Raw genomic sequence first — 16,741 nt, 5'->3', positions numbered from 1 at the left:
CGCGTCCCCTTGGGAACGCGACCCCGCCGGTATAGCAGGCTGTGGGGAGAGATTACATCCCCATGCCCATGCCACCCATACCGCCCATGCCGCCCATGTCGGGCGCGCCGCCGCCGGACTTCTCCTCCGGCTTGTCGGCGATCATGGCCTCGGTGGTGATCAGCAGGCCCGCGACGGAAGCGGCATCCTGCAGGGCACAGCGCACGACCTTCGCCGGATCGATGATGCCGGCCTTGACCAGATCGACATACTGCCCGGTCTGGGCGTCGAAGCCCCAGGCGGTATCGTTCGATTCCAGCATCTTACCGACGATCACGGCACCGTCCTCGCCCGCATTGTTGGCGATCTGACGGGTCGGGGTCGAGAGCGCGCGGCGCACGATGTCGACACCGACGTCCTGGTCATGGTTCGCGCCGGTGACCTTGGCGAGCGCCTTGATGGAGTACAGCAGCGAGGCACCGCCACCGGCGACAACACCTTCCTCGACCGCCGCGCGGGTCGCGTGCATGGCGTCGTCCACGCGATCCTTCTTCTCCTTCACCTCGATCTCGGTGGCACCGCCGACGCGGATCACCGCGACGCCGCCGGCGAGCTTCGCCAGCCGCTCCTGCAGCTTCTCGCGGTCGTAGTCGGAGGTCGTCTGCTCCACCTGCTGGCGGATCTGATTGCAGCGGCCCTCGATCTCCTTCTTCTTGCCGGCGCCGTCGACGATCGTCGTCTCATCCTTGGTGATGGTGACGTTCTTCGCCTTGCCGAGCATCGACATGTCGACGTTCTCGAGCTTGATGCCGGTCTCCTCGGAGACGACCGTGCCGCCGGTCAGGACCGCGATATCCTCCAGCATCGCCTTGCGGCGATCGCCGAAGCCCGGGGCCTTGACGGCCGCGACCTTCAGGCCGCCGCGCAGCTTGTTGACCACGAGGGTGGCCAGCGCCTCGCCCTCGACATCCTCGGCGATGATCAGCAGCGGACGGTTCGACTGCACCACCTGCTCCAGTACCGGCAGCAGCGCCTGGAGGTTCGACAGCTTCTTGTCGAACAACAGGATGGCGGCATTCTCCATCTCGCAGGTCATCTTCTCGCTGTCCGTCACGAAGTACGGGGAGAGATAACCGCGGTCGAACTGCATGCCCTCGACGACGTCGAGTTCGGTCTCCAGGCCCTTGGCCTCCTCGACCGTGATGACGCCTTCGTTACCGACCTTCTCCATGGCCTGGGCGATCATCTCGCCGACTTCCTTGTCGCCATTGGCGGAGATGGTGCCGACCTGGGCGACCTCGGCGGAGGTCTTCAGCTTCTTCGCGCGCTTGGCGAGGTCCGCGACCACCGCCTCGCAGGCCGTGTCGATGCCACGCTTCAGGTCCATCGGGTTCATGCCGGCGGCGACGGCCTTCGCGCCCTCGCGCACGATCGCCTGGGCCAGGACCGTGGCGGTCGTCGTGCCGTCACCGGCCAAGTCGTTGGTCTTGCTGGCGACCTCGCGCAGCATCTGCGCGCCCATGTTCTCGAACTTGTCGGAAAGCTCGATCTCCTTGGCGACGGTGACGCCGTCCTTGGTGATGCGGGGCGCGCCGAAGCTCTTGTCGATCACGACGTTGCGGCCCTTGGGACCCAGCGTGACCTTGACCGAGTCGGCCAGGATGTCGACGCCCTTCAACATCTTGTCGCGGGCGTTCTGCGAAAAGCGCACGTCCTTCGCAGCCATGGTGTTTCTCCTTATCCTCTAGTCGGTGTGACGTCTTTTCCGAAATGAAAAGGCGCGGGAAGGCCGTTCAGCCCTCGACCACGCCCATGACGTCGCTTTCCTTCATGATGAGCAGCTCCTTGCCGTCCATCTTGACTTCGGTGCCGGACCACTTGCCGAAGAGGATCGTGTCGCCCTTCTTGACATCCAGCGCGCGGACCGAACCATCCTCGAGCGTCACGCCCTTGCCGACGGCGAGGACCTTGCCCTGCATCGGCTTTTCCTGCGCGGTCTCGGGAATGATGATGCCGCCCTTGGTCTTGGTATCGGATTCGACGCGCTCGACGAGAATCCGGTCGTGAAGAGGCCGAAATTTCATACCTGTTTCCCCTTACCGGTCGTTTTCCGTTGCGACGCGCCCTATCGGCAACGCCGCCCGTTGGTTGAAGCTTGCCTGTCTCGGGCCGCCACGGGAGATATTCCCAGGATATGACGGGTCCGGAACCGTGCTCGCGACGGTGCCGGTCGGCGCCCGATCGGGCGCATGTTAGCACTCCCCCGCAGCGAGTGCTGATTAGCTAAGGGTGCGTGATTTGGCTGTCAACCCGAAGGGACCGGAAAAAGCGGATATTCGGGGGATTTAGCGAAGAAAGGCACGAATACGCCGTGATACGTCCGATCGACCGGCCAATCACTCCGCCGCGTGGCGATGACGGCTTTCGAAGCGGGCGGCATCCTCCGGGTCGATCGATACGTCGAGATGCGCGACCGTGCCCTCATCCTCCCGCGCGACGACTTGCGCGTTCTCGTAAAGCCAGGAAAGCGCGCGCCCGTCGGCGAGCGAAACATCGTAATGCCGGATGGACCGACGGCGCGAGAGCGCGGCGTCCACGACATCGAGCAAGCGATCGACCCCTTCCCCGGTCACGGCGGAAAGACACGCGGCGCGCTCCAGCCGGTCGGCTTCCGCCGAGACCGCCCCCCGTTCGTCGGGGCCGAGCAGATCGATCTTGTTGAGCGCCTCCACCACCGGCACCTCGGGATCGATATCGAGGGACCGCAGGACCGCCTCGACATCCATCTTCTCCGCCGCGCTTTCGTCGGCGGCCACGTCGCGGACATGGACGATCACGTCGGCGCCGGTCACCTCCTCCAGCGTCGCGCGGAAGGCGGCGACGAGATCGGTCGGCAAGTCGGTGATGAACCCCACCGTGTCGGACAGGATCACCTCCCGCCCCGAGGGAAGGTCGACCCGGCGCATGGTCGGGTCCAGCGTCGCGAAGAGCAGGTCCTTGGCGAACACGTCGCTGCGGGTCAGCCGGTTGAAGAGCGTCGACTTGCCGGCATTGGTATAGCCGACCAGCGCCACCACAGGATAGGGCACCTTCTCCCGCGCCTTGCGGTGCAGGCCACGGGTGCGGCGAACCTGCTCCAGCTCCCGCTTCAGCTTGGCGATGCGTTCGTCGATCAGGCGTCGGTCGATTTCGAGCTGGCTTTCACCCGGACCACCGATGAAGCCGAGGCCGCCGCGCTGGCGCTCCAGATGCGTCCAACTGCGCACGAGACGGGAGCGCTGGAAGGTGAGCGCGGCGAGTTCCACCTGCAGCCGCCCCTCATGGGTGCGGGCGCGGGCGCCGAAGATTTCCAGGATCAGTCCTGTGCGGTCGATGACCTTGGTTTCGAGCGCGCGTTCCAGGTTGCGTTGCTGCACCGGGGTCAGCGCGTTGTCGACGATAACGAGATCGATCGCCTCATCCTCGACGGTCCGCGCCATGCGCTCCACCACGCCGCCGCCCAGCAATGTCGCGGGGACCGGACGATTGAGCGGCACCGTCTCCGCCGAGACGACGTCTAGCGCGATCGCCTCCGCGAGGCCCACGGCCTCCTCAAGCCGATGGGCGGGGTCACGGACGCCCCCCGCCTCGGCGGCCTCGCGTTGGCGGTTTTGACGGATATCGGGATGAATGACGAGCGCGCGGCGCTTATCCGCCTCGTCCCAGCCCTGGTCGCTCGCGCGGTAGCGGCGCTGGTTGGTGAACCCCGGCTGGTCGTCGTTCGTCGGTGCGCTCAATCGGTCCTCAGTTCTCGCGGTCGTCGGCTTCGCCGTCAGCTCTCGTCGTCGTCCTTGCCGCCGTTTCCATCGAAAAGCTGGATCGGGGCGGAGGGCATGACGGTCGAGATCGCATGCTTATAGACGAGTTGCGAATGCGCGTCGCGTCGCAGCAGCACGCAGAAATTATCGAACCACGTGATGATGCCCTGCAACTTGACGCCGTTCACCAGGAAAACGGTGACTGGCATCTTGTTCTTGCGCAGATGGTTGAGGAAAGTGTCCTGCAGGTTCTGGGTCTTGTCGGAAGACATCGCTTTCGGCCCCCTTTTATAGTGATTGTCGGGGTTGCTGTGTGGGGTTCTTCATGCCCCGGCTTGCAACGGGTTAACGTCGATCGCCCATGTATCGCTCGCTTTTCCTCACCCGCCTTTAAGGCTTCTGTGCCCCTGGGACCGGATCGTTCCGATCCCCATCGGGGCCTTTCCCCTCTTCTAAAAGAAGTTCGGGCACGAAGCAACCGCGCTCGCGCGTGGGAAGCCTCGCCACCGGCGATGGATTCGCGTCTCAATTGCCCTGCACGAAATGTAGAAGAGCCCCGCAATCGGCCAGGTGATGGGCCGGTGGATGGGTGTCGAACTCTCCGTCGGGACCGGAATCGGGCCGGATCAGCACGGGCAGAAGAGCCATCGCATGGGCGATCTCCATATCGACATTGGAATCGCCGACGAACCAGACCGCGCGACCCTCCCGGTCACCGGTGGCGATGCCCATGGTTTCCAGCGCCATCGCGCCGGCCTCCGGCGAGGGCTTATCCCTGGCGGCGTCACCCGCCCCCACCACCGCGCCGAAATAACCGTTCCAGCCGAGATGCGCGACCTCCTTGCGCAGGAAATCCCCGGACTTGTTACTGACGATGCCAAGCGGAATGCCCCGAGCCGCCAGCCCCATCACCAGGGCATCGGCGCCGGGCAGTACCGTCAGTGCCGTCAGATGCTGGCGGGAGAAGGCGGCATAGAACACGTCGCGGGCCTCTTCCCAGCGCTGCCCGAACAGGCCCGGAAAGCTGTCCCGCAAGGATTTTCGGACATTCGCGCGCACTTGGTCCAGCGTCCAGCCCGGCCGGCCCATCGCCGCGAAGGTCTCATTCAGGCTGGCATGGATGACGGGCCACGTATCGACCAGCGTGTTGTCCCAATCGAACAGGATCGCGCGGGGCGGCATCATCGGCGTCCCCGCGCGCGGGGAGAAGTGACCGTGCCCGTCTTGGCCGAGTGCTTCCGTCATGTCCTGTCATCTCCGTTCCGCCGGGCGGCGGTCAGTTCGGAAAGACGCGTTCCCTCCGTCAACGCATCGGTGACATTGCGCAGGCGCGACCGGAAGGGCTCCTCCGGCGGCTTGAACACGACCGCCATCTCTCCGGCTTCGGAATCGATGCGAATGATCCGCCCCACCCCGGGCCATTCCCAGGTTTCCTCCCGATAGACCAGCAGGAAGCGGAAATGAATAATCTGATTTGCGATCAAGTCGCCGTGGAAACCGGTCACGCGGAAGCTATTCTCCGCCCAATCGCCGACATCATATTCGGCGCCGTCGATGATCACCCGGGCCCCCAGGCCGGCGAAGCGCGCGACGCGCCGGCGGTCGCCGACCCCCGTCGCGCGCCGGCTACCAGGTTGCCCCTTCTCGTCCGCACCCCGCGTCCGGCGGCTGCCGGCCTGGCCGCGCGCGACGAAAAGCCAGTCGAGCAACCCCATGATCATCGCCCTCGCATCTTACCAGTTACTAGCGCATGCGCGTTGGTGCCTCAGGCGGCGCGAGACGTTCCATCGCCCTCATCCGCGGGGATGTCGTCCGGCCATTCAGCGCCCCGCGCGCGCAGACCGGCGGCATATTCCTCGTAGCCGGCCAGAAGCTTGCGGCAAATCGGGCCGACCGTTCCATCGCCCACCGGCTCACCATCAATCCGCACCACCGGTGTCACGAAGGAGGTGGCGGAGGAGACGAAAGCCTCCCGCGCCCGTTTCGCCTCCTCGACACTAAAGGGCCGCTCGACGAAGGGGACGCCCTCCTCCTCCGCGATGCGCAGGATCGTCAGGCGCGTGATGCCGTTCAGGATACGGTGCGTCGCGGGTCGGGTGACGAGTTCGCCCGCCTCCGTGATGATCCAGGCGTTGGAGGCCGTGCCCTCCGTCACCATCCCGTCCTTGGGGTCGACCTGGAACGCCTCATAGCAGCCAGCCTCCGTCGCCTTCTGCTTATTCAGGCAGTTCGGCAGCAGGCTGATCGTCTTGATGTCGCGCCGCGCCCAGCGCTGATCCGGCAGGGTGATGACGCTCACGCCCTCGGTGAACTTGGTCATCTTGGCGAAATTCATCTTCTTGGTCGTGATGACCAGCGCCGGACGCACATCCCCCGTCGGGAAGGCATGATTGCGCGGCGCGACGCCCCGGGTGATCTGCATGTAGACAAGCCCGTCATGCAGCCTGTTGCGGCGAATCATCTCGGCCATGATCATTTCCAGAACGGGGCGCGAAACGGGCCAGCCAATCTGCAGTTCATCCAATGAACGACCCAGACGATCCATATGCGCCTTGGCATCGACGAGGCGGCCGTCCTTGACGGTCACCACCTCGTAGACACCGTCGGAGAATTGATAGCCGCGATCCTCGATATGCACGGCCGCTTCCCGGTGATCGACATAGCGTCCGTTCACATAGGCATAGCGCGGCATGGGTCTCTCCTGTTGCTTGCTGAACCGGGAATCGCGCGCCGACAGGCTCTATTATCCCGGATATAGTGATATAGAGGGATGTGGGGTGGCGTCAAAAATACTCCAGCCTGACCGCGAACATCTTCTCCACCTTCTTAACCGTCTTGGCGTCGGCCAGCAGGATGACACGATCCTTGGCCTCCACCGCGGTATCGGGGCGCGGGATGATTACCTTGTCGCCACGCACCACGGCACCGACGATAACGCCGTTCGGCAGGCGCGCGTCCTTCAGCGGCTGACCGACGAGACTCGATGTCTCCAGCGCCTCCGCCTCGATGATCTCCGCATAGCCGTCGCGCAGCGAATGGACGGAACGGATACGCCCGCGCCGCACATGCTGGAGAATGGTGGAGGCCGTGATCTCCCGCGGGCTGACCACCACATCCACGCCGAGCGCGGTGATCAGCGGCCCGTAATTCGTCTTGTTGATCAGCGTTACCGCGCGCTCCACGCCATAGCGCTTGGAGAGCAGGGAGCACAGTACGTTGCTCTCGTCATGATCGGTGACGGCGACGATCGCATCGGCATTGCGGATGCCCGCCTCCTCCAGGATCTCGTGATCGAGCGCGTTCCCCTGGATGATCGTGGTGGTGGGCAGGATCTCCGCCACCTTGCGCGCGCGGCGCTTGTCGAGCTCGATGATCTTGGCGGTATAGCCGTCCTCGGAATTGGCGATATCATCGGCAAGCGTGGTGCCGATATTGCCGCCGCCGACGATGATAAGACGGCGGGTTTCCTTTTCCTCGTGTCCGAAAACCGCCATCGCGCGGGCGACGTGGCCGGTCTCGGCGACGAAATAAACCTCGTCGCCCGGCAGCATCTGGTCGTCGGCGCTCGGGATTTGCATCGTTTCGTCGCGCAGGATCGCGGTAACCGTGATGTTCAAGTCCGGGAACAGCGATGTGAGCTGGCGCAGCGGCGTGTGAATGACCGGACAATCCTCCGTGCAGCGCACGCCGATCACCCGGACCCGGTCCTCGGCCATCGGGATCATATCGAAGGCGCCGGGCACGCGGATACGCCGCGCGATGGCGCGCGCGACCTCGATCTCGGGCGAGATGATGACGTCGATCGGCAGTTGATCGCGCGCGAAAAGATTGGCCCAGGTGGGATCGAGATAGTTCTGCTGGCGGATGCGCGCGATCTTGGTCGGCACGTTGAACAATGAATGCGCCACCTGACAGGCGATCATGTTCACCTCGTCGGTGAAGGTGACCGCGATCAGCATATCCGCGTCGCCCGCGCCCGCGCGCTCCAGCACGTCCGGATGCGATGCGTGCCCGACAAAGGCCTGAACGTCCAACTGATCGTTGATCTTCCCGATCAGTTCCGGCGATTGATCGACCACCGTGACGTCGTTGTTCTCGCCCGCCAGATAGCGGGCGATGTGGAAACCGACCTGGCCGGCCCCGCAGATCACGACTTTCATCGCCTAATGTCCCATCTTCTCGTATCGGGTATGCGCGGCGCGACGCCCAATCGGCGTTCTCCCCCCGCGTCCTACCCCACGCCGTGCCCGGCGCGCGGGGCGGGATGAATTTCGGTCGGTTCGGCGGCGAGGCGCTCATCGCCCGCGCCGTTGCGTTCCCCCACCCGCCCCGGTGCGTTGACGCCAAGCCCCTTGAGCTTGCGGTGAAGGGCCGCCCGATCCATGCCGACGAATTCCGCCGTCCGGGAAATGTTGCCGCCGAAGCGCGTCAGGTGGAAGAGAAGATATTCCCGCTCGAACGCTTCCCGCGCCTCGCGCAGCGGCATGTTCATGACCTCCGGGGCCTTGTCCCAGCCCATCGCCGCGCGCCCGGTCTCCCCGATCGCCTTCACGACCGCCTCGGCATGGATCGGTTCGGGCGCGCCAGCCTCGCCCAGCGGCTTGCCGTCGAGGAGCAGCCGCTCGATCACATTGACCACCTCCCAGACATTGCCCGGCCAGTCATGGCCCTGCAACGCCGCGATCGCGCCGCCATCCAGGGGCCGTGGCGCCCGGCCCTTGGCGGTCGCCGACTGACGCATGAAATGCTGGGCGAGATCGGGGATATCCTGACGTCGCTCGGTCAGTGGCGGCACGGTCATCGGCACCACGGCCAGGCGGTAGAACAGATCCTCCCGGAATCGCCCCTCCTCCATCATCGCGCGCAGGTCGCGTGCCGTCGTCGCCAGGACTCGGACATTGACCTCGACATTGCGCGCGCCGCCAAGACGTTGAAACTGCTGGCTATGGAGGACACGGACGATCTTGCCCTGGGTCTCCACGGACATGTCCGCGACCTCGTCCAGCAGCAAGGTGCCGCCATGGGCCTGCTCCAGCACCCCCACCTGCCGGGGCGTTTCCGCCGTGGCCTCGACGCCAAACAGAGCCTCCTCGAGCGTGGTCGCCTGCAAACCCGCGCAATTGAGCTGGATGAAGGGACCGTCGCGCCGGTGGGATTTGGCATGGATGACGCGCGCGACCGCCCCCTTTCCCGCCCCGGCCGGTCCAGTGATCAATATGCGGCTGTCCGATTGCGCGACCTTGTCGATGGTACGGCGGACTTCCTGCATGGCGGGCGAGGTGCCGACCAATTCCTCGATCATCGCGCCGCCGGTCAGGCGCTTCAGCGACTCGTTCTCCCGCCGCAAACGCGATTCCTCGATCGCGCGATTGACCGTATGCAGCAGGACGTCCGTCTTGAAGGGCTTGGAGATGAAGTCGTAGGCACCGGTCTTCGTGGCATTGACCGCCATGTCGAAAGTGCCGTGGCCGCTGATCATGATAACCGGCAGGGCCGGATGATTGCGCTTTATCTGCTCCAGGATCTGCAAGCCGTCGAGTTCGCTGCCCGACAGCCATACATCGAGAATGACAAGCGAAGGCTGCCGTCGCGCCACCGCCTCCAGCGCCTCGCCGCTGGTGCCGGCCTCGCGCGGCTGGAATCCCTCATCCTCCAGGATACCGGCGATCTGCATCCGGATATCGGCTTCGTCATCGACGATCAGGATATCATGCGCCATCGGCCGACCCCGCTTGTCTCATCTCGCTCCCATCCCGCATACCCCCATCCGGCGTCTCCCCATCCGGCATGGGCATGTCCGGTGTAGCCGCGACCGTCGGCCCCCCGAACGGCAGAGCGAGCCGCACCAACGCCCCCCGGCCGGAGGGCGCGTCGCTCAGATCGATCGTACCGCCGTGATCCTCCATGATCTTCTTGACGATCGCGAGGCCGAGGCCGGTGCCCTTCGCCCGGGTGGTCACATAGGGTTCGGTCAAGCGCTCGCGATCCTCCGCGGGCAGACCGCGGCCGTTATCCTCCACCTCGACGAGGACCCAACCGTCCCGCGTTCCGCCGTTCATCTTGTCCGCGTCGTCATGCCCTTCGAGGCTTTCCGCGCCACTCACGGACAACCGCACCATGATACGGCCCGGCGGCGCATCGGACTCCTCGCGCCCCTCTATCGCATCATAGGCATTTTGCAGCAGGTTGGTCACGACTTGGCTCAACTGCCGGGCATCGCACCGAATTTCCACGGGTTCGCCCGGAAGCTCGGCACCATATTCGATGTCCTGATTCGCGTTGCGTTGCAGGAAGACCGCCTGACGCAGGATATCGCAGACATCGTGCCTGTTCATCGTGGGTGCCGGCATGCGGGCGAAGCTGGAGAACTCATCAACCATCCGCCCGATATCGCCGACATGACGGACAATCGTGTCGGTGCAATTGGCGAACGTCTCCGGATCGCTCTCGATCTCCTTGAGATATTTACGTTTCAAGCGTTCAGCGGAAAGCTGGATCGGGGTCAGCGGATTCTTGATTTCATGCGCGATGCGCCGCGCGACATCGGCCCAGGCGGCCTTGCGCTGCGCGGCGAGCAGCAGGGAGACATCGTCGAAGGTCACGACGAAGCCCTGGATCGCGCCGCCGCTGCCGGGCTTCGCGGCCTCCTCGTCCTCGCGCTCGGCGCCGACCCTCACCAACAACGTACGGGCATAGCCGTCGCGATTGATTCGAATCTGCGCCTCGACGAACCGCCCCGCCCGTCGAGCCCGCGCGGCATGCAGCAGGTCGGCCATCTCCGGAACCATGTCGGCCAGCGGCTCGCCACGATGTTCATCAAGTTCCAAGCCCAGCAGATCGGAGGCGGACCGGTTCGGCAGGTCGATCCTCCCTTCCCCGTCCAAGCCGATGACCCCGGCCGAGACGCCGGCCAGCACAGCCTCAGTGAAACGCCGCCGTTCATCGATCTGCTTGTTGGCTTCCAGCAGCTCGCCACGCTGAGAGTGAAGTTGCGCCGTCATCCTGTTGAAGGCACGGCTCAATAGCCCAAGCTCGTCGTCCCGGGCGCCGGACTCCGGTTCCGGAACGCGGGCCTCCAGATCGCCGGCGCGCACCTTCTCCGTCGCCCCGATCAGGGTCGATATCGGCTGCGAGAGCTGGCCCGCCAGATTGAGCCCGATCCACACCGCCGTCAGCAGCAGCAAGAGGGAGACCACGACGAAGGCCAGCGCGAAGGAAACCTTGATGTCGGAGCGCTGTCCCTCCAGCCGCTCGAACTGTTGAACGGCCCCTTTCGTCTGCTCTATTCGCTGCAGGACCTTCGGATCCACGAGACGGCCGATATAGAGATAGAGATCGACATAATTATCCAGCTTGATGATGGCGCGGACCCGATCCTCGGCATCGCTGGTCAGGATCACCACCTCGCCCTGGGCGGCTTCGTTGACGGCACTTTCCTTGATCGGTTCGAATTCCAGCACGACGGTCAGGCCCGCGCGCGCCAGGATGCGCCGGGTCGATCCCTCGAAGACGATCGCTTCACTCAAGTCGCGCAGACGCAGCTGTATCTCCAGCATGCGATTGAGCAATGTCGGGTTCGGTTGCAAGAAGCGGGCATCGTTGTTCAGGTCGCGGGCGATGCGCAGCGCATCCGTGCGGATGTTCTTCTGATGCTCGTCCAGATAGGCCTGCGCCACTTCCCGGCTTTCCGAGACGGCGGTGCGTACGCGGTCGCTAAACCAGCTTTCCAAGCCCAGATCGAAGAACAACCAGGAGAAGATCGCGACCACGATCGCCGGCGCGACCGACAGCAGGCCGAACATCATCACCAGCTTCACATAAAGCTTCGAACCGGCCGATCCCCGTCGGCGTACCGCCCAGACCCCCACGACCCGGCGTGTCACGACGACACCCAACAGCAGCAGCAACACGAGATCGAGATTGATCAGCGCCACCATGACGTCCGGGTCGTCGCCCAGCGGCGCCACGCCGGTGAAGGCGGCATAGGTCCCCGCCCCGGCCGCGAGCGAGAGGCCCAACAGCAGGAAGGCCATCCAGCGCGCGACTCGCGGACGGGCGAACCAGCGCACGAGCCGGCGGACGAGCGGGCCGTTCCGCGCGCCCTCGCCGCCGTCCTTCGTCCGATTGTCGGTGACTGCGCTCATTCCTCGACGCGGCTCGGCCTGGGGATGGGGGGGGTCGCGGCGCGGCCCGCCATCGACCGGCCCCCGTTCGGTTTAGCCGTTTCGGCCACCGCGAACCACCTGAATATCAAGCTCGCGGATTTTCTTGCGCAAGGTGTTCCGGTTCAAGCCCAGCAATTCCGCCGCCTTGATCTGATTGCCGCGAGTCGCCTCCAGACAAAGTTCGATTAACGGCCGCTCGACCTCCGCCAGGACGCGTTCATGCAGGCCGTTGGGCGGGAGGCCTTGATCATGCGCTTCGAAGAAGCGTTTCAACGTCCGTTCCACGGCCTCTCCCAGGCTCTCCTCCTCTCGTCCGGCCGCCCCGCTCTCCCCCGCGCCGGGCAGGGCGAGGCCCGGCCCCTCGGACAACTCCGCCTCGATCACGTCGATATCGATCGTATCCTCGGCATAAAGGGCGGCGAGACGACGCACCAGATTCTCCAACTCGCGCACATTGCCGGGCCAACGATGATGCGACAGCCGCTCCATCGCGGCCGCCGTCAGTTTCTTGGCGCGTAGCCCCTCATCCAGGGCCTGGCCGAGGAAATGGCTGACCAGATCGGGCACATCCTCGCGCCGCTCCCGCAACGGCGGCAATCGGATCGGCACGACGTTCAGGCGGTAGTAGAGATCTTCCCGGAAACGCCCCTGCCCCACCAACTGGCGCAGGTCGCGGTGGGTCGCCGCGATGATGCGCACATCGGTCTTGATCGGCTGACGCCCGCCGACGGTCGTGTATTCCCCTTCCTGCAGGACGCGCAGCAGGCGGGTTTGGGCCTCGAACGGCATGTCGCCGATCTCGTCGAGAAAAAGTGAGCCACCCTGAGATTGCTCGAACCGGCCGGCATAGCGCTGCGTCGCGCCGGTGAAGGCCCCCTTCTCGTGGCCGAAAAGCTCGCTTTCGATCAATTCGCGCGGAATCGCGGCCATGTTGATCGCGACGAAGGGGCCGCCGCGCCGGCGCGAGAAATCATGCAGCGCGCGCGCGACCAACTCCTTTCCCGTTCCGGATTCGCCCGTGATCAACGCCGTCAGGTCCGTTCCCGTCAGCCGGGCGATGACGCGATAGACGTCCTGCATCGCCTGACTGCGGCCGATCAGCGGCAATTCCTCCCGGTCGCGATCGGGGCCTTGCGCGGCCTCTCCCGTCTGACCCGCGGCAAGCGCGCGGCGCACCGCCTCGACCAGATCGGACAGATCGAAGGGCTTGGGCAGATATTCGAAGGCGCCGCGCTCCGTCGCCTTGACGGCGGTCAGAAGCGTGTTCTGCGCGCTCATCGCGATCACGCGCAGTTCCGGCCGGTGCTTGCGGATCTGCGGGATCAGGTCGAGGCCGTTGCCATCCGGCATGATGACATCGGTTATGACGAGATCGCCGTCCCCCTCGCTCACCCAATGCCACAAGGTCGCGGCATTGCCGGTTGCCCGCACGTCATAGCCAAGCCTGCCGAGCGCCTGGCTGACCACCGTGCGGATGGCCTTGTCGTCATCCGCCACCAGGATGGTTTCATCAGCCATGCCGCGCCCGTTCCTCCAAATCGCCGTCGGCCGCCCCCTCCGGCGGAATCGTGCCGGCCCGCAACATCGGCAGCATGACGCTGAAGACCGTACGGCGCGGCCGGCTTTCCACGTCGATCACCCCGCCATGATCGCCGATCAGCTTCGCCGCGAGCGCTAGACCCAGGCCCGTCCCCCCCTGCTTCGTCGTGATGAAGGGGTCGAAAAGATGACGGCGGATATCTTCCGGAATCCCGGGACCATTATCCCGCACGGTGACGACGAGCGGCAGATGCATGCGGCTGCCGAGGCCCGGTACCGCCAGACGCACACCATGGCGGAAAGCGGTCTTCACAACGATCTCACCATCGCCGGTGCCCGCGTTCTGAAGGGCTTCCGCCGCGTTCTTCACCAAGTTCAGGAAGACTTGAACCAGTTGATCCTTGTCGCCATAGACTGGTGGCAGGGAAGGATCGTACTCCGCCGCCAGTCGAAGATCGCGCCCGAAGCCGGTTCGGCCGAGTTGCAGCACGCGGTCCAGCACCTCGTGGATATTGACCGGCTCGCGCTCAAGCGGCGGGCGATCGGAGAAGACCTCCATTCGGCCGACCAGCTTCACGATCCGATCGGTTTCGTCCTTGATCAGCTGGGTCAGCGCACGGTCTTCCCCCGCCACCATGCTCTCCAGCAATTGCGCGGCCCCCCGAATGCCGGAAAGCGGATTCTTCACCTCATGCGCCAGCATGGCGGACAAGGCGGAGACCGACCGCGCGGCGCCGCGTTGCGTCAACACATCGTCGATCTTTCCCGCGATCGTGTGTTCCTTCAGGGTGATGACCACGCCCTGATCGACATCCGCGATAGGGGCCGCGTCGATCGACAGGACATGCTTGCCGATGCGCGGCGTCTGAAGCTGGACGCCATATTCGGTCATGCTGCTGCCGGTACGCCGAACCTTGGCGACCAGCGCCAGAAGCGGGCTGTCATGCGGAATCAGAATCTGCAGGTTGGTGCCCAGCAGGGTCGCGCGGCTGCCGGCGAAGAAGCTTTCCGCCGCGCCGTTCAGATAGACGGCATTATCCTGTCCGTCGACGACCAGGACCGGTTCCGGCAGGGCATCGAGGACCGCATCAGCGCTCGGCCTAGCCGGCGGGACGTCCGCGCCTCTTCCATCGCCGCCGTCGTCATGGCGCTCCCCATCCACGACGCGCAGCATCAGGCCGCCTCCCCGCCCCGCAAGGCGGCGGCCGCCTCCGGCGCGCGCGTCAGCAAGGCACGACGCACGGCGCGCAACACGGCCACGGGATTTTCCTCCCGCATCATCTCCGCGCGCAGCGCCGCCGCCCCATGCAGGCCGGTCAGATACCATCCCACATGCTTGCGCGCATGCCGAAGGCCACGCTCCCGGCCGTAGTGGCTCAGCATCGCTTCGTAATGCTCGGCGAATATCTCGGCCTTCTCGCGCGCCGGGGGGGCGGCGGGCCACCGGCCCTCCTGGAGGTACCGCGCGGCCTGACCGATGACCCAGGGCCGGCCATAGGCGCCGCGACCGATCATCGCCGCGTCCGCGCCGGAAGCAGTCAGCGCCCGCGTCAGGCTTTCGGCATCGACGATATCACCATTCACGATCACCGGAACGGTGACCGCGCGCTTCACCTCGGCGACGAAATCCCAATCGGCGCTGCCCGAATATTTCTGATCGCGGGTGCGTCCATGGATGGTAACGGCACGGATGCCCGCCTGCTCCGCCCGGCGGGCGATTTCCGGGGCGTTCCGCGCATCGGCCTGCCAGCCCGTGCGCATCTTCGCCGTCACCGGCAGGCCGAGGGGGGCGACCGCCTCGACCGCGGCCTCCATGATTCGCGCCGCCTCGTCCGGGGCCCGCATCAGGGCGGAGCCGCAATATTTGTCCGTCACCTTCTTGGCGGGACAACCGAAATTGAGATCGATCACATCCGCGCCCAGATCGGCGCAGAAACGCGCGGCCTCCGCGATCGCGGCCGGGTCGTGCCCGGCGAGTTGAATGATGCGCGGACGTTCCCCCGCCTCCGCCTCCAACCGGGCGAGAGTCACGCGGGAACCCCGCACGGCCTCATGACTGGCGATCATCTCGGAGACGACGGCGGGAGCGCCCAATCGTCGGGCCAGCCGCCGGAACGGCGCATCGGTGACCCCCGACATCGGGGCCAGCAGGATCGGCGGATCGATCACCGCGCCGCCGATGCCGAGCGCACGGCCGCCGCGCGCTTGCGGATCACGCGCCGTGCCCTTTCGATAGGCATCCATTGGGGCACCCCCATCCCTACGCCCAAGAATTAGGCAATGTTTGACGTTTTCTACGCCTGAATGCCCATTTCTGTAAAAGGAAATCGTTGAAGCCGTCGCGCCGCATCCGTGGCGGCCATCACCCAACCAGGACGTCGGTCACGAATTTCACGCCGGGGAACCCCAGGGTAATCAGGAGATAGGCGACAAGAACCAGCCGCGCCGCCCGCCGCCCGCGCAGCCCGTAACGGGCCCGCGCCCAGAGCAAGCCGCCGATCGCGACGAAGGCCGCCAGCGTCAGCAACGTCTTATGCTCCAGCACGAAAAGCACGCCGTTCTCAACCATCTGCGCGCCCATGCCGCTGGCCACGCCGAGCCCCAGCAGGATCTCGGCAGCGATCAGCAGGCGGTGCTCCAACGCCTCCGCCTCGGCGGCGGCCGGCAAGCGGCGGCTCAACCCACTCGGCCGCCGGCGTTTCAGGGCACGCTCCTGGAGCGTGAGCGCGAGCGAGGCGATCGCCGCCAGGGTCACCACCGCATAGGCGGCGACGGCCAACACGATATGGATCGTCAGCCAGGGGCCGATGGCCCGCTCTCCAGCGGCAAGCGGGATCGTCTCCGTCCCATTCCAGATCGTCGCGATGCCCCCCAGGATCGCGAGATAGGGCGCGACCAACAGCGCCAGACGCCGGGCCGTCGGGACGAGCACCGCGAGCACCGCGAAGATCGCCATGCTGCCGGCGGCGGTGACCCAAAGGCTGACCCCGAACCCCGGGCGCCAGCCCCCCGCCACCAACCCCAGGCACAGCGCGATCGGCCCCGCCACCGCGAGCGCGAGCAGCGCCCAATAGAGCGCGTCCTGCGCCGCCGCGCGATCGGGCGGCCGCCAGTACAGCGCGCCCGCGACCGGCAGAAGACTCGCGACGGCGGCGAGATGGACAGGGAGGGACAGGACGTTCATGCCGCGTTATATAGCATCGCGCGCCCACGCTTTCACGGTCTAAATGAGAATGCTTCGCAAGTAATGCCGATATCGTC

14 protein-coding genes are annotated in these 16,741 nt (G+C 65.5%); all 14 read right to left on the bottom strand.

Annotation, left to right across the window (positions count from 1 at the left end; translation table 11 throughout):
- Positions 1–52: 52 nt before the first annotated feature.
- On the bottom strand, positions 53–1,705 hold the full coding sequence (gene groL, locus KAJ83_RS01075; protein ID WP_210680165.1) for a chaperonin GroEL: 1,653 nt from the start codon (positions 1,703–1,705) through the stop codon (positions 53–55).
- Between the two features lie 67 nt (positions 1,706–1,772).
- Complete coding sequence (locus KAJ83_RS01070; RefSeq protein WP_210680164.1) at positions 1,773–2,063, bottom strand: co-chaperone GroES; 291 nt, start codon at positions 2,061–2,063, stop codon at positions 1,773–1,775.
- A 312-nt stretch (positions 2,064–2,375) separates the two neighbouring features.
- On the bottom strand, positions 2,376–3,650 hold the full coding sequence (hflX, locus tag KAJ83_RS01065) for a GTPase HflX (RefSeq protein WP_210680793.1): 1,275 nt from the start codon (positions 3,648–3,650) through the stop codon (positions 2,376–2,378).
- 140 nt (positions 3,651–3,790) lie between these two features.
- Positions 3,791–4,048, bottom strand: a complete 258-nt coding sequence (gene hfq, locus KAJ83_RS01060) for an RNA chaperone Hfq (protein WP_210680163.1) — start codon at positions 4,046–4,048, stop codon at positions 3,791–3,793.
- A 253-nt stretch (positions 4,049–4,301) separates the two neighbouring features.
- Positions 4,302–5,021 (bottom strand): HAD family hydrolase, encoded by a 720-nt coding sequence (locus tag KAJ83_RS01055; protein WP_246484131.1) that lies wholly within the window; start codon positions 5,019–5,021, stop codon positions 4,302–4,304.
- Positions 5,018–5,497: a hypothetical protein gene (locus KAJ83_RS01050; RefSeq protein WP_210680162.1), complete on the bottom strand. Its 480-nt coding sequence runs from the start codon at positions 5,495–5,497 to the stop codon at positions 5,018–5,020. The genes KAJ83_RS01055 and KAJ83_RS01050 overlap by 4 nt, the downstream gene beginning before the upstream one ends.
- Before the next feature lie 44 nt (positions 5,498–5,541).
- Positions 5,542–6,468 carry a D-amino-acid transaminase gene (gene dat, locus KAJ83_RS01045; protein ID WP_210680161.1) on the bottom strand — a complete coding sequence of 309 codons (927 nt, stop codon included), beginning with the start codon at positions 6,466–6,468 and terminating at the stop codon, positions 5,542–5,544.
- Between the two features lie 91 nt (positions 6,469–6,559).
- Positions 6,560–7,936, bottom strand: coding sequence for a Trk system potassium transporter TrkA (trkA, locus tag KAJ83_RS01040; RefSeq protein ID WP_210680160.1), 1,377 nt, complete (start codon positions 7,934–7,936; stop codon positions 6,560–6,562).
- Between the two features lie 71 nt (positions 7,937–8,007).
- The gene (gene ntrX / locus KAJ83_RS01035; RefSeq protein ID WP_210680159.1) at positions 8,008–9,495 is read right to left on the bottom strand and encodes a nitrogen assimilation response regulator NtrX; all 1,488 of its coding nucleotides are present in this window, start codon (positions 9,493–9,495) and stop codon (positions 8,008–8,010) included.
- A complete protein-coding gene (locus KAJ83_RS01030) occupies positions 9,485–11,920 on the bottom strand; it encodes a sensor histidine kinase NtrY-like (protein WP_210680158.1) in 2,436 nt (811 codons plus the stop codon). Before KAJ83_RS01030 ends, ntrX begins: the two co-directional genes overlap by 11 nt.
- Positions 11,921–11,992: 72 nt before the next feature.
- Positions 11,993–13,459: a nitrogen regulation protein NR(I) gene (gene ntrC, locus KAJ83_RS01025; RefSeq protein WP_210680157.1), complete on the bottom strand. Its 1,467-nt coding sequence runs from the start codon at positions 13,457–13,459 to the stop codon at positions 11,993–11,995.
- Positions 13,452–14,654, bottom strand: a complete 1,203-nt coding sequence (locus tag KAJ83_RS01020; protein WP_210680156.1) for a two-component system sensor histidine kinase NtrB — start codon at positions 14,652–14,654, stop codon at positions 13,452–13,454. The genes ntrC and KAJ83_RS01020 overlap by 8 nt, the downstream gene beginning before the upstream one ends.
- Positions 14,654–15,724, bottom strand: coding sequence for a tRNA dihydrouridine synthase DusB (gene dusB / locus KAJ83_RS01015; RefSeq protein ID WP_210680155.1), 1,071 nt, complete (start codon positions 15,722–15,724; stop codon positions 14,654–14,656). Before dusB ends, KAJ83_RS01020 begins: the two co-directional genes overlap by 1 nt.
- A gap of 118 nt (positions 15,725–15,842) precedes the next feature.
- The gene (gene ccsA, locus KAJ83_RS01010) at positions 15,843–16,664 is read right to left on the bottom strand and encodes a cytochrome c biogenesis protein CcsA (RefSeq protein ID WP_210680154.1); all 822 of its coding nucleotides are present in this window, start codon (positions 16,662–16,664) and stop codon (positions 15,843–15,845) included.
- Between the last annotated feature and the right edge of the window lie 77 nt (positions 16,665–16,741).

It is taken from the genome of Marivibrio halodurans, assembly GCF_017963645.1.
Classification (GTDB): Bacteria; Pseudomonadota; Alphaproteobacteria; order UBA8366; family Aestuariispiraceae; genus Marivibrio; species Marivibrio halodurans.
Note: the sequence above shows the minus strand (reverse complement) of the source record. Positions and strands in the feature narration are given on the sequence as shown.

What these genes read in the sequence shown, in the direction of transcription:
- ntrX (WP_210680159.1), bottom strand. Translation starts at nt 9,495, where the DNA reads ATGGCGCATGATATCCTGATCGTCGATGACGAAGCCGATATCCGGATG.
- KAJ83_RS01055 (WP_246484131.1), bottom strand. Translation starts at nt 5,021, where the DNA reads ATGACGGAAGCACTCGGCCAAGACGGGCACGGTCACTTCTCCCCGCGC.
- KAJ83_RS01020 (WP_210680156.1), bottom strand. Translation starts at nt 14,654, where the DNA reads ATGCTGCGCGTCGTGGATGGGGAGCGCCATGACGACGGCGGCGATGGA.
- trkA (WP_210680160.1), bottom strand. Translation starts at nt 7,936, where the DNA reads ATGAAAGTCGTGATCTGCGGGGCCGGCCAGGTCGGTTTCCACATCGCC.
- groL (WP_210680165.1), bottom strand. Translation starts at nt 1,705, where the DNA reads ATGGCTGCGAAGGACGTGCGCTTTTCGCAGAACGCCCGCGACAAGATG.
- hfq (WP_210680163.1), bottom strand. Translation starts at nt 4,048, where the DNA reads ATGTCTTCCGACAAGACCCAGAACCTGCAGGACACTTTCCTCAACCAT.
- KAJ83_RS01070 (WP_210680164.1), bottom strand. Translation starts at nt 2,063, where the DNA reads ATGAAATTTCGGCCTCTTCACGACCGGATTCTCGTCGAGCGCGTCGAA.
- ntrC (WP_210680157.1), bottom strand. Translation starts at nt 13,459, where the DNA reads ATGGCTGATGAAACCATCCTGGTGGCGGATGACGACAAGGCCATCCGC.
- dusB (WP_210680155.1), bottom strand. Translation starts at nt 15,724, where the DNA reads ATGGATGCCTATCGAAAGGGCACGGCGCGTGATCCGCAAGCGCGCGGC.
- dat (WP_210680161.1), bottom strand. Translation starts at nt 6,468, where the DNA reads ATGCCGCGCTATGCCTATGTGAACGGACGCTATGTCGATCACCGGGAA.
- KAJ83_RS01030 (WP_210680158.1), bottom strand. Translation starts at nt 11,920, where the DNA reads ATGAGCGCAGTCACCGACAATCGGACGAAGGACGGCGGCGAGGGCGCG.
- ccsA (WP_210680154.1), bottom strand. Translation starts at nt 16,664, where the DNA reads ATGAACGTCCTGTCCCTCCCTGTCCATCTCGCCGCCGTCGCGAGTCTT.
- KAJ83_RS01050 (WP_210680162.1), bottom strand. Translation starts at nt 5,497, where the DNA reads ATGATCATGGGGTTGCTCGACTGGCTTTTCGTCGCGCGCGGCCAGGCC.